General features: G+C 37.1%; 14 protein-coding genes. 6 read left to right on the forward strand and 8 right to left on the reverse strand.

The features are described 5' to 3' along the window. Positions 1–24: 24 nt before the first annotated feature. Positions 25–2583 (reverse strand): methyl-accepting chemotaxis protein, encoded by a 2559-nt coding sequence (locus tag O4O04_RS01345; RefSeq protein ID WP_272531455.1) that lies wholly within the window; start codon positions 2581–2583, stop codon positions 25–27. A 45-nt stretch (positions 2584–2628) separates the two neighbouring features. Next, positions 2629–3765, reverse strand: a complete 1137-nt coding sequence (locus O4O04_RS01350; RefSeq protein ID WP_272531456.1) for an Lsa36 family surface (lipo)protein — start codon at positions 3763–3765, stop codon at positions 2629–2631. Between the two features lie 68 nt (positions 3766–3833). Between O4O04_RS01350 and O4O04_RS01355 the strand changes: the two genes are divergently transcribed. Both O4O04_RS01355 and O4O04_RS01360 read left to right on the forward strand, forming a co-directional pair. Next, complete coding sequence (locus O4O04_RS01355) at positions 3834–4178, forward strand: hypothetical protein (RefSeq protein WP_272531457.1); 345 nt, start codon at positions 3834–3836, stop codon at positions 4176–4178. A gap of 81 nt (positions 4179–4259) precedes the next feature. After that, positions 4260–4757, forward strand: coding sequence for a TPM domain-containing protein (locus tag O4O04_RS01360; protein ID WP_272531458.1), 498 nt, complete (start codon positions 4260–4262; stop codon positions 4755–4757). A gap of 212 nt (positions 4758–4969) precedes the next feature. Here O4O04_RS01360 and O4O04_RS01365 read toward each other — a convergent pair whose 3' ends face one another. Both O4O04_RS01365 and O4O04_RS01370 read right to left on the reverse strand, forming a co-directional pair. Next, complete coding sequence (locus O4O04_RS01365) at positions 4970–5248, reverse strand: TIGR04454 family lipoprotein (protein WP_272531459.1); 279 nt, start codon at positions 5246–5248, stop codon at positions 4970–4972. 66 nt (positions 5249–5314) lie between these two features. Then, entirely contained in the window at positions 5315–6196 is an 882-nt protein-coding gene (locus O4O04_RS01370) for a patatin-like phospholipase family protein (protein WP_272531460.1), read from the reverse strand. An 82-nt stretch (positions 6197–6278) separates the two neighbouring features. On the opposite strand from O4O04_RS01370, the gene ccrA reads away from it, so the two are divergent. The 3 genes from ccrA (at position 6279) to O4O04_RS01385 (ending at position 9074) form a co-directional block, all read left to right on the forward strand. Next, the gene (gene ccrA / locus O4O04_RS01375; RefSeq protein ID WP_272531461.1) at positions 6279–7532 is read left to right on the forward strand and encodes a crotonyl-CoA carboxylase/reductase; all 1254 of its coding nucleotides are present in this window, start codon (positions 6279–6281) and stop codon (positions 7530–7532) included. A gap of 79 nt (positions 7533–7611) precedes the next feature. After that, a complete protein-coding gene (locus tag O4O04_RS01380) occupies positions 7612–8625 on the forward strand; it encodes a zinc-dependent alcohol dehydrogenase family protein (RefSeq protein WP_272531462.1) in 1014 nt (337 codons plus the stop codon). Between the two features lie 74 nt (positions 8626–8699). Then, on the forward strand, positions 8700–9074 hold the full coding sequence (locus tag O4O04_RS01385) for a hypothetical protein (RefSeq protein WP_272531463.1): 375 nt from the start codon (positions 8700–8702) through the stop codon (positions 9072–9074). Between the two features lie 132 nt (positions 9075–9206). Here the strand turns inward: O4O04_RS01385 and O4O04_RS01390 are convergent, their stop codons facing one another. From O4O04_RS01390 to O4O04_RS01405, 4 genes are read right to left on the reverse strand one after another with little or no spacing between them, the layout of a single operon-like run. After that, the gene (locus tag O4O04_RS01390) at positions 9207–9806 is read right to left on the reverse strand and encodes a glutathione S-transferase family protein (protein WP_272531464.1); all 600 of its coding nucleotides are present in this window, start codon (positions 9804–9806) and stop codon (positions 9207–9209) included. A 3-nt stretch (positions 9807–9809) separates the two neighbouring features. Continuing rightward, on the reverse strand, positions 9810–10724 hold the full coding sequence (locus O4O04_RS01395; protein ID WP_272531465.1) for a DMT family transporter: 915 nt from the start codon (positions 10722–10724) through the stop codon (positions 9810–9812). Between the two features lie 55 nt (positions 10725–10779). Further along, positions 10780–11259 (reverse strand): DUF2505 family protein, encoded by a 480-nt coding sequence (locus O4O04_RS01400; RefSeq protein WP_272531467.1) that lies wholly within the window; start codon positions 11257–11259, stop codon positions 10780–10782. Then, positions 11256–12125 carry a ferritin-like domain-containing protein gene (locus O4O04_RS01405; protein WP_272531468.1) on the reverse strand — a complete coding sequence of 290 codons (870 nt, stop codon included), beginning with the start codon at positions 12123–12125 and terminating at the stop codon, positions 11256–11258. The genes O4O04_RS01400 and O4O04_RS01405 overlap by 4 nt, the downstream gene beginning before the upstream one ends. 121 nt (positions 12126–12246) lie before the next feature. Here O4O04_RS01405 and O4O04_RS01410 point away from each other — a divergent pair, with 121 nt between their 5' ends. Continuing rightward, positions 12247–12552 (forward strand): hypothetical protein, encoded by a 306-nt coding sequence (locus tag O4O04_RS01410; protein ID WP_272531469.1) that lies wholly within the window; start codon positions 12247–12249, stop codon positions 12550–12552. The last annotated feature ends 31 nt before the right edge of the window (positions 12553–12583 follow it).

A 12583-nucleotide genomic window follows, 5' to 3' on the forward strand; every position in this document is an offset into this window, starting at 1 on the left:
CTAATATTTACTTTTAAAATATTATTATACTTTAAAGTATTTTATTTTGTTCTTCAAGCTTTCTGCCATAGAAGCAACTCCATTAGAGTTACCAGTCATTTCCTCAAGTCCTGAGGCTGTTGATTGAGTGAGTTCATTGATGTTGTAGATTGCTTGTGAGACTTCACCAATAGCATTTTTCTGCTCTTCCATAGCGAGCTTGATTGCTGCTGTGATTTCATTGAGACCATCCACTTCTTTGTTCACAGCAAGATTGATACCTAGTTGTGAATTCATATGCTCATTTATGTTCTTGGTCATTGTCTCAAAATAATTCACACCCTGTAAAATAGTTTGAATGTAACGAGCTGTATCGGAGATAATTTTTGTGCCTTGGTCAATTTCTTCTTCATTGATTTGAATGAGGTTATCAATTTCTTTTATGCTATCGGCAGTCTTATCTGCAAGTTTTCCGATCTCATCTGCTACGACTGCGAAGCCTTTTCCATATGATCCAGCTCTTGCCGCTTCAATTGCCGCATTCAGAGCAAGAAGATTGATCTGTTCAGATATAGACGTAATGATCTCGACCACGCTTGTAATTTCTTGGGAGCTCTCACCAATCTTACTGATGGATAATTTCATCTTACCAAGGGATGCTTCACCATCCTTACCATCTTGAACAATTAGTCCGACTCTCTTCGCTGCGTCTGACACTTGCTTGCCCATATCTTCAATGATATGAGTCATTTCTTCCATTCGATCTCTTAGTGTAAAAACACGACCACTTTGACTCTCTGCTTGGTGATTGACATTGTCGATTCCAGCACCAACTTCTTCAATAGAAGCGGAAATTTCTTCGGCACTCGCCGCTTGAGTCTGTGCATTCCCTGATAATGAAGTTAGAGCTGCAGTCATCTGCTCTGAAGAGGATGCCATATCCTCAGAGACTTCTTGATTGGACTCCAAGATCTCTTTGAATTTGAGAATTAAGCTATTGATACTTTTGTTCAAGGAAGAAATCTCATCTGAGTTGGTAGCATTTAACTTCTGAGTCAAATCTCCTTTGGTCATTAGCTCGATTGCAGAATTTGCATTACCAAGTGGACGCAGTCTTGTGTTCATAATATATAAAGCATAGATTGCAAAAAATATAAGCCCAATAAACACAACTATTGCAATTGTAAATGTTGCTTGTAGTGCTGGTCCTTCTACTGACTCAGCATCGAGCAGAAGTCCAATCACATATCCATATCGAGAAGAAGTCTTCTTAATAAAAAAGAAAAATTCGTTTCTCCATTTAATCTCAGTTAAAGTATTATCAAATAAATCTTTTATTGAACTTGATACAGCCGAATCCTTAAAATCCTGATCAAATTTTTTATCGGGTGCATACATTCTATGCAAACTTGAGTCCACGAGAAATACGAATCCTGAATTACCTATCTTTACGTTTCCAACTGCTACGTTCAAATAATCTTCAATTTGAAAAGTCATAGCAATATGACCTATTATTCTATTTTCATCTTTTATAGGAGTTAATATTAAAATTATTGACTTATTAGAAAGTGGTGATACATAAGAAGGCGTCACAAAAGTCTTAGGTTCGTCTTGCCACTCAAAATAAGCAGTCGCTAGATTAAACTCTTTGTAATCGAATCCAATGATATTTCTATTCGTATCAGGAACCGCAGATATACGAACCGATTTTCTTGAAGCATTGGATAAGATCATTATATTTTCATTGAATTGGAATATTAGATTTCTTCTAACTGAATCTAAGTAATCTTCTGTATCTTTGATTTTTCCTTTCTTGAGATTCTCAATTATGATAGGATTTGCTGCAAGATCTTCTGCATCTTTGACGCGGCTATTGTAGTAATTATCAACAAGTTGAACATTTGCGTCAGCTGCATTCGTTAATTGATTCTGGTATGTTAATTTTACAGAATCAACTGAAGACTTATAAGAAATCAGAGAAACAATAACTGCAAGCATCAGGACTAAGCATGTTAACAATATTGTGAAAACATATCTTACCGAGAGAAATCTAGGGACATCCGTTTGAATATCTTTTGGAAATAAGCCATTTCGTCTAACCTCCGTTACAACACGGTCTGTTGATGCAAAGAATATCACGAAATTAAATATAGTAGTGAAGAAAATTATTCCGACCAATAGAAACGCTTGAGAGACAGAAACATCAGCATAAAAATGCATGATCGGAGGAACAAAAATCAGAGGTAGTCCCCATCTAATCAAAGAATCGAACCCATGATAGTAAGCCAATCGATCCATTCTGCGGTAAGCTTTTTTATATAACTTTTCTGGAATATCTGAACCTTTCTCATTTAAATTCATATATTCACGAATAGGCGCGAGAAGAAAATTATTGCTTACGAATAGAATGATGATGGCAATTGCAGTAAAAATTACTGCAAGGAGAATGAAAATGGGAAGCTGGCTTGCTGAAAAACCAATATAATACAAACATAGAAAAATTGCGATTGGAATGGTAAAACCCAAACCGAAAATGTCTGTTAGGAGCGAGTACTTGATGAGAAAATTACGATATTTAGGTTTTTCAAACTTTTCGATTGCCATATAATATATATCGGCTCTCGGGTATCATCCAGTCAAGTCAATGAATCAAAAAGAAATTCGTACAGCAAGATTTGCTCCGTAGAAATCTTTACCCCCATAAATGCCTTCAAGATTGATTTTTAAGAGAAAAAGATCGATATCTAAACCACCAATTCCATATGCAATATTGCGTCTCGATACTCCTCGTGCATCAGCATTTAAACCAAGAGTTCCTGCTTGCGAAATTGAGTTATCTTGGTTAAAAAATTGTTGATATTCACGAGGTATATTTAGATCAGAGATACCTGCAGTCTGCAAAACAATAGGACCATTTCTGGATAAAGAGACATAGGTCTCACCTTCATTCCAACTATATCCTCCACCTACCACTAGATTGAGAATCCAAAACAATCCAATGCCAGTCCTAACATCAACGTTGTATGTTTTCGAAACAGTTTGGTAATTAAAAATTGTATCACCGCCCCATTTACCTTCTACTTCACGTATCTTAATAGACTGAGCATTGTCATTTCGATAGTTCAAAGCGTAATCTTGTCTTGCATAATGATATCCCGCTCCAACATTCAAACCATTCCAAGTAAGAAAGCCAAATCCGAACTCTGTTTCTTCGATAGCTTGGAATCGAATCATACCACCATAAGATTCAATTTTTCCATTAAGGGTTACATTATTTTTTGCCTGAGTGGAACCTTTGGCATCACCTTCGTTGAAATTAAATTTCATTCCATGTAAATAGATACTGAATCTTCTGAGGAAAGAATCTTCTTTTTGTCCTAGTACCCAACCAAGATTAAAATCTAAATTAATTGCTGGATTCAAAGAGATTCCACCGTTCGGAAGTTTCGGCAATTCGATGTTATTATCCGCAATGATTATATCATCTTTCTTGACCGCTGCAGCACTCGCTGAAACCCCAAATTGAACTCGCCTAACTTTACCAGTACCGACACTTGAACTTATAATATTGGTAAGAAATGAAGCTTCTGTATTATTTTTTAGTACTTCTTGTAAATAATCATTCTCAAGCTTACCGAGAGTGGAATTCAATTCTTGAGAAATTCCTCCTGGAAAATAATCGCAGATACTTCCAGTACATGTGAATTGAGCCTGCAGACTTGAGGTCTGAAGTAAAGCTACCGATAAGAAAAGAAAAGCCGGGGCGAGATTGTGCCATTTAATCATTGTCCGCCCTCCATTATTCTATGAGACAACTGAAAATAAAGAATTTCCCAGGTAAATTTCCTTTTTCCATGAGCATATTGGTTTTTTTTGCTATTATTCTTCACTCCAATACCAAGGCACAATCAAGTCAATTCAGTCAAAAAATTGCAAATAATAAAAATTCCTTAACTTTGACGACGAAACCTCTATTGAGAATCTGGCCCGCTTTTAGACCCGAAGAATGTGATTGGGCAATTCGAAAATTCATCTGCCTACGTTGCCTCCGAAACCAAAAATCCTATGCCCAAATCATCGAGTTCAATCAAGATGACGAACCAACTCGAATCCATGGCTGCTATTCCAAATCGCTTGGTTTTGAAGCTATTGAAGAAGGTCGTGACCATCCCGTTTTACACGAAAATGGTAATAATTAAATTGAATTTCGAATCTGTTTTTGTTATTGGTTAGGATTTTTTTCTTGATTAAAGAATCAAACTCGATGGAAATTGAACTGTATGAACGTAAAACGATTTTTCAAGCATTTATTTATCACGCAATCTCATTCAAAAAAATATTTCCCACAAGCTTCTCTAGATAAGATCAAAGCCGTGATCACAGAATCAGAAAAGAAGCATGATGCTGAAATCGTCTTTGCAATTGAATCTTCGATTCAACCAATTGCAGCTATGCAAAATTATTCTGCAAGATCTCGCTCGATAGATGTCTTCAGCCAATTGCGAGTCTGGGACACTGAAGCAAACAACGGAGTTTTAGTCTATCTCTTGTTAGCCGATCATGACATTGAGATAGTTGCAGATAGAGGAATCAACAAAGTTGCTGGAGAACATTTCTGGGAAGAAGTTTGCAAGAAAATGGAAGAGAACTTTCGCAATGGAAATTTTGAGACAGGAGTGATAGAGGGAATCAATATGATTACGGATATTCTTGCAAAATACTATCCAAAAAATAATAAAAAATCCAACGAGATTCCAGACAGCCCAGTTGTTATGTAGATTGTAGGAATATTACAATATTCGAAACAAGCCATAGCTTTTCAATATTGAAGACTTCTCGTGTAACCAATTATGGTCAATATTCAAGAGTATCGGTATAGGATTAAATCAATTCAAATACGGTTATAATTTAAAAAATTGTATAAAAAACTGAGGAAATAAACAGCAACGAGTGGAGTCCCACTCGCTCTGTTAAAGTTAGTTTCTAAAATTTACTTCAAGCAGGTTTGTAGTGCTGCAATATTTGTTGCTTTGTCTAAACAATCCAAATCAAATTTGCCTTCCATACAATCTTTCTTTAGTTTACCCATCAAAGTTGCTTTCATTGGTGCAAATTTAGCTTTGTCTTCTTCAGTTGCTGCATCTGTAACTTTGTCAAATACATTGTTCAAACTTGCTTCACACTGTTCAGATGTGTAAACGTTTCCGCCTCCACAATTTACAAAACCCAATACCCCAAGAATAGCGAGAACGAGGAAAATTCTTTTCATTACAATACTTCCTTTTAAATACTAAGGGATAGTTTTTTAGAATCTCAGGAGTTGAAAAGTCATTTTTTAGGTTTTGGATAGTTGATTTCGAGCATCTTCATATCCTGCTTCTATCAATGATTCAGCTTGATCTACAGAAAAATTCATAATAGAACCAAGGCCCAAAGGCTTACCAGGACTAATTGTTCGGATTCTCAAATTTTTATATTCATGCCCGAAACCAAATAAAAAAGACTCTAACGGACCCATTTTAATTTGTTTTTCTTTTTCTTTTTTTAGAAAATTATTGACCATCTGATAGGATCCAATCATGGAAAGTTCGAATACCCTTTCCATAGTTTCCGATTTTGACTTAGGAATTCCTAGATCCACTTTCGCACCGACTGGAGAAAGTAGAACAACAATTATATCTCTTGCTCCTTGTTCAACTGCAGGTTGAATCGGAGTGTTAGCCATTAGCCCACCATCCCAATACGGAGATCCATTTATGTATTGCCATGGGAAAATTACAGGAATCGCACTAGATGCAAGTATATGTGAGATGGTGATTTCTTCATTGGAAAAATACCTAAGCTCAGCATTCAGAATATTTACAGCACTTATGAATATTTTCTTCTTGGATGAACGACAAAGTTCTAAATCTATATGCTCTTCCAATAATTTCTTGAGTGGAGAAGTATCAGCAAGAAAAGAAAATTTTCTAGTGATAAGTCGCCAAATAGTTCTAAAAATCGAATATTTAAATACTTTATCCGATTCGATCTCTCTCCACAATGAAATCAACCTCTGCGAATTCATACCCGAAGCAATTGCCACTGTATTGATCGCTCCAACACTGGTTCCAGAAATTATGTCAGGTACAAAATTTATTTCCTCAAGATATTTCAATACGCCTGCCTGATATGCCCCTCTTGCCCCACCACCCGATAATACCAATGCTTTCTTCATAAGATGAGTCTGATTCGGTTCACCCTAGTAGAGCAATAGAAAAAATGGTTGGTGTCTTAGAGGGATTTGCTTTTTTTGATTTATGACATCTATACCTGAAATCGTACCCGTAGGCGAACTACCTCCCCTAGGAGTAGTTCCGAAAAAAATGCACGCTCAAGTCATTCGCCCTGAAAGATTTGGAGATCCAATCACTTCGATTCAACCAGAAGAAATCGACGTCCCAGAAATTGCTGCCGATGAAGTCTTGGTTGCTGTGATGGCTGCTGGTGTGAACTATAATAATGTTTGGGCAGCACTCGGTTATCCTGTAAACGTTATTGGCGCAAGAAACAAAAAAGGCGAACCAGAGCAGTTTCATATTGGTGGATCAGATGCATCCGGTATCGTTTATAAAGTTGGAGCCGATGTAAAAAACGTAAAAGTTGGTGATGAGGTCGTAGTCCATTGCGCAATGTGGGATAAAAACGATCCTTGGGTGAAAGCAGGCAAAGATCCAATGTTTGCTCCATCACAATTGATTTGGGCCTACGAAACGAACTGGGGATCTTTTGCTCAATTCTGTAAAGTCCAAGATCACCAATGTCTTCCTAAACCAAAGCATTTAACATGGGAAGAATCCGCAGCATACATGTTAGTCGGCGCAACTGCGTACAGAATGTTACATCATTGGGAACCAAACACAGTCAAAAAAGATGATGTTGTTTTGATCTGGGGTGGTGCTGGTGGACTTGGAGCTATGGCGATTCAAATCGTAAAAGCTGCTGGTGGAATTCCAATCGCTGTTGTAAGCTCAGATGACAAAATTGATTTCTGCATGAAGTTAGGTGCAGCTGGAGTAATCAACCGAAATAAGTTCAAGCATTGGGGAGCTATAACTAGCGAGATCAATAAGCCAGAAGTTTTTGCTGAATGGACCAAATCCGCTCGTGAATTCGGTAAAGCAATCTGGGATATTGCAGGCAAAGGTAAAAATCCACAAATCGTTTTTGAACATCCAGGAGAGACTACAGTTCCTACATCTGCTTTCGTTTGTGAGACAGGCGGAATGGTTGTAATCTGTGCTGGAACAACCGGATTCAATGCTACAGTAGATCTAAGATATCTTTGGATGAGACAAAAAAGATTCCAAGGTTCCCATTTTGCCAATGACGACAATTGCAAAGGAATCAACGATCTAGTGATTGATAAAAAGGTAGATCCAGTTCTTGCACAAACTTTCCAATTCAGTGAGACTGGTTCATGCCATCAACTGATGAAAGAGAACAAACATCCATCGGGCAATATGTCCATATTGGTTGGAGCAAAAACTACTGGTTTAGGTAAATCTGCTTAAACTTCTTGCTAACATCTGCTAGAACATCTAAAGTCAATTTGATCTAGCAGATCAATAATCCCAAAATCGAGAATCTATCATGAAAGCAATCACACTCAGTAAATTTGGTCGGGAAAATTTAGTCTTTGGAGATATTGAAAATCCTGGTTCACCTGGCGCTGGGAATGTTCTTATTCGATACAAGGCAGCTTCACTCAATTATCGAGACTTACTTGTGATTGCTGGAAAATACAATCCAAAATTTCCCTTACCACTCATACCTTGTAGCGATGGGGCTGGTGAGATTGTTGAAGTTGGAGAATCTGTAACGGATTTCCAAGTAGGTGACCGCGTGATGTCATGCTTCGCACCTTCATGGATAGATGGAGAAGCAAGTCATAGTGAATTGAGAAATACACTTGGCGGACCATTGCCTGGAACCATGCGCGAATATGCAATTTTGCCAGCATCTGGTATTGTAAAGACGCCAGATTATCTTACTGACGAAGAAGCAGCTTGCCTTCCTTGTGCTGCTGTAACATCTTGGTCGTCTTTAGTTCGGTTAGGTGGTATTAAAGCAGGTGATTGGGTCGTAGTTCAAGGAACGGGTGGGGTTTCTTTGTTTGCCATTCAGATTGCGAAAGCAAGTGGAGCAAAGGTTATTCTCACTACAGGAAGCGAAGATAAGAAAAAGCGTGGTATGGATTTGGGTGCTGACTATGTGATTGACTACAAAGCGAAACCAAATTGGGGGCGCGAAGCAAAAAAAATCACTGGCGACATTGGTGTCGATCATGTGATGGAAGTTGGAGGAGCTGGAACTCTAGAACAATCTATCCGTGCAATTCGTCCGTTCGGAACAATTCACCTAATTGGCGTTCTGGGTGGTGGTGAAGGATCAATCAATCTACTACCTGTCGTTATGAACCAAGTAAAAATGCAAGGTGTCGTAGTAGGAAGTCGCAATACTTTCCGTGAAATGGTAAAAGCATTTGAAGCACATAAGATTCATCCAGTAGTTGACCAAGTCTTCTCTTGGAAAAATTTTCAAGATGCACTTGAGCATTTAAAATTAGCCAACCACTTTGGTAAAATTGCAATAAAATTAGATTAAAATTGCAATATATTTTGATTTTTTCTATAAATACTGATTGATTTTTCTAGTTTTCTCAATAGATTTGTGAGACCATGAAACTGCAGATAAGAATTTATCAACTCATTTCGTTAATGATACTACTTCCCATTGTCATACAATGCACAACAACCGCGACAATCAGAACTGAACCAATTAACGTTGATATTTACCAAGATAATGAGCTATTAGGGAAAAGTCCCCTAGAACATGATTTTAGCAATTTTTTATTCAATAGGAATGAGATTGAACTTAGAAAGGAAGATCGAGTTATTCGTAAAACAGAATTGGTACGCGAAGGCAAATTTTGGACAACTGTTGGTTGCTACTTCTTATATGTCCCTTGCTTGTGGATTGCTGGTCCGAAGAAAGACCAGCTTTTCATTCTAGAAAACTACGAAATAGAAAGAATAAATCAGATAGCTAAATGAAGAAACATATCCTTCTAGTATTCCAATCCTTATGCGACTTTCTATCAATCATCGCTCATCTATATAAGATCGCCATTTAAGAAATAAATATCTAGATTTTTATAACAATCCAATCAATGCAAATTTCTACTTTTATCCAGGAATTTCTGTCTTGACTAAATAAGGATTGTTAGAGTGAAATTTTAAGAATTCACTCAGAATTTTATCTTCATCAACAGCATACATTTTCCTAAATCGCATCCAATCAAGTGCAGTGTATAGAGCTAATTCTGATAAACCCAGTTTTTGATTCTTAGTAAAATAATTATCAACCAATTGCGGTTTAATCCACTCAAGTGCAGACACAAGACGTCCTAGTTGCTTTTGCATATAGGCAGAAGTATCCGTCTTAACGCCATCCCGATTCAAATAGAATACATTGATTGCAGATTCGAGTCCACCATCAATCGCATTAACACGATTGTATTCCATCCACTTCTCTTCTTGATTGGGAATTCGGAAATTCCCTGCTCCATTCTTCTCAAAAAGATATTCCATGATCACATGACTATCCCAGATAATGATTCCATCCACTTCTATGCAAGGAACCTTCCAGATGGGTGATTTTGTTCTAAGTTCAGTCTGTCCTGACTCTATCATAGTATCTATCAACTCGAAAGGGATATTCAATTCCAGACAAAGGTATCGAATTCTCCTAACGAAAGGACTTGTGTAACTGCCGTATATTTTCATTTTTTATCCTCCAATATTTTTTTGAGTATCAAGGCTAGTTTGCTGCTTTATTACTTCATAGGTTGATGCACCAAGAACCAATAGTCCACCAACAATGGTTAGATTCGTTGGAACCTCATTCAAATACATCCAAGCGGCAATTGTTCCATAAATTGGAGAAATGGTGGAAATGATACCGATTGTTGTAGCCTTCATTTTTCTTAGCCCTTGAAGATACAAGACGTGCGGAAGTGCTGTAAAGAAAAATCCAAGCACCATCCATTTCCATAGATTAGACCATTCTAATATAATGGAATTGCTTTCGAGGAATGGCAATAGAAGAATAGATGTAACTAACAATTGAAAAACCAACAAAATGGAACTCGAATAGTAGACCATATTTCTTTTCGTGAGAAGATTTCTAACAGAATAAACGATAGCTGAGAATAATCCCCAGAGAACTCCTTCCACATAACTGGAATCCAAACTAAGATCAGTAGATGAAAACGCAACTAAAGTGAGACCTACAAAAACGATACAACATAGAATGATTTCTCGCACACTGATTCGACCACCGAAAAAAAATGGCTCCAAAATCGCTGTAAAAACCGGATATGTAAATAAAGAAATCATTCCGACCGAAATAGTCGAGACCTGAATTGCATGAAAATAAGTCACCCAATGGAGAGCCAATAGGATTCCCAAAGAAAAGAGAAAAGCATAATCACGCTTACGATTCAAAACAAAATGATGGAGTTGTTTTCGGATGAAAAGAAAAGCTAACACAGCCAAGGCTGCAAATATCGATCGAACACCAATGATTGTTACTGCACCAAATGGAAGAATTTTGGCAAACAAGGTAGTATGACCCATAATCAAAACTGATAGATTGATCTGAATCAAAGCAATCTTGCTCGGGTTGGTTGATTTCTCAGACATGTGGATGGAGAAGTAAAAGTAGCAATTTCAAGCCAAAGAAATTGCTACTTGATAATTAAAGTTCCAAGAACTTTCGAATCGAAGCCATATCCTTCTCTAAGCTATGTTTATGGATTCCTTCAATCGCTAACTCAATTGCCGGAGCTATAAACAAAACTTTTGATTTGACTTCGACATCATAAGATCTTTCTGATTTAGAATCATCAGTGGCTTTATAAACCGATGTCCCTGTAATTGTTACAACATTTTCTTTCTCAGGAGGGTACAATTTGAACTCATGAGTATTGGTATCTGTGTAGAAAATGGAATCTTCCATAAGGCATGGTTCAGAAAGTGCAGTTGCGAGGATTGGTGGTAAAGAAGCACCTAGGTCAATCTTTCTTTTCTGAAAAATCTTATTGCCATCGCGCTTTTCTTCTATCAATGTAACATTCTTTAAATCTGGAAATTTATCCAAATGTTTGTAACGATCTTCTCTTGCTTGAAGCAATTGATTCAATGGGACTTCAAAATTTTGTGTAACTTTGTATTTCACTTTTTTTTCTTCTTTTTAGGTGCTGATTTTTTCTTTGCTGATACTTTGCTTTGTTTAGGCTTATTTACTTTCACTTTCTTAGATGTTTTTTTCGCCTTTACCTTGTTTGCAGTTCCTGCGGCAGAACTATTTTTCTTCTTCTTAGCTGTAGCTTTTTTCTTAGCTTTTGGTTTGGCGGATGATTTTGTTTTGTCAGCAACTTTTGGTTTGCTTGCTTTCGCTTTATCTTTCTTGGTTGGTTTAGAGGGTGTAGGTTTTGTTTGCTTCGAGGAGCTTTTGGCCGAATTGCTATTCGAAGATTTCTTGCGGTCTGTTCCTTGAGCTGCAGCTTCCATTAAAGAATCATCTTCCCAGAAAAATTGCAATTCAGGTTGGTTTGCTTGACCAAGTGCCATGATCTGGGCTTCGATCAAATTGGTATTGGTATCAATGAAATCTTGAAGTCTTCGAAATAAAAGATTGATCTTAGGATCTGGAAATTTGTCTTTTAGTTTACCATAGAATTCTCTCGCATCATCTCCATGTAGAACAGCGAGTTCAAGCGCCTTTCGTTCGTCATTTTCAACGGCTTGATTCATATTTCTTTCTAACTTTTCCATTAGCATTTGGATCGTAGAAGAATGGAATTTATGAATCTCAGAAAGGGTTTTTAGATTGGGGAGTTCTTTACCTTCAGCTTGCTTATAGATCTCTTCGATAAATTTAATATGTTCATCACCATCAGCTGCCAACTGCTGAAAAAGTTCTTGAGTCTGTCCTGGCTTAAGTTCATCACTCATTTTCATAAAGAATTTGAATGATCTTACTTCATGTTCTATTGCTGCTGCAACTGCTTCTAAATAGGTTGTTTTCTTTAATGATTTCATCCTTCCACCGCCCTCTACATAACTTGTTTAGACGAGAATCTTATGACAATCAAGTAAAAATTGCTTGTAATTGGAAAAAACAAAAAAACAATATAACTACAGTCGAAAAACGGAGTCTTCAATGAAAATACTATTCGCATCAATATTAATCATACATTTATTTATTACCACATCGAACATTTCTGCAAAGGAAGTTCCAAGCGGTGGTGAAATAATGGTTGATGCTTTGCTTGCTAGACCTCTCGGACTCGCAAGTGTAGGACTTGGCTTAGGTCTCTATATAGTATCCGCTCCATTCAGCCTAATATCAGGAACATTTGTTCAAACTGGTCGCAGATTGGTAGTATATCCTCTCAAATTCACATTTACTCGTGGACTCGGCGATTTTCCAGGTTATATGGAAGAGCTCGAATTAGTACAAGATTGATAAATATATTTACTTGAATTTATTACATTAT

This window comes from Leptospira sp. GIMC2001, from assembly GCF_028462125.1.
In the GTDB taxonomy this organism is placed as follows: domain Bacteria; phylum Spirochaetota; class Leptospiria; order Leptospirales; family Leptospiraceae.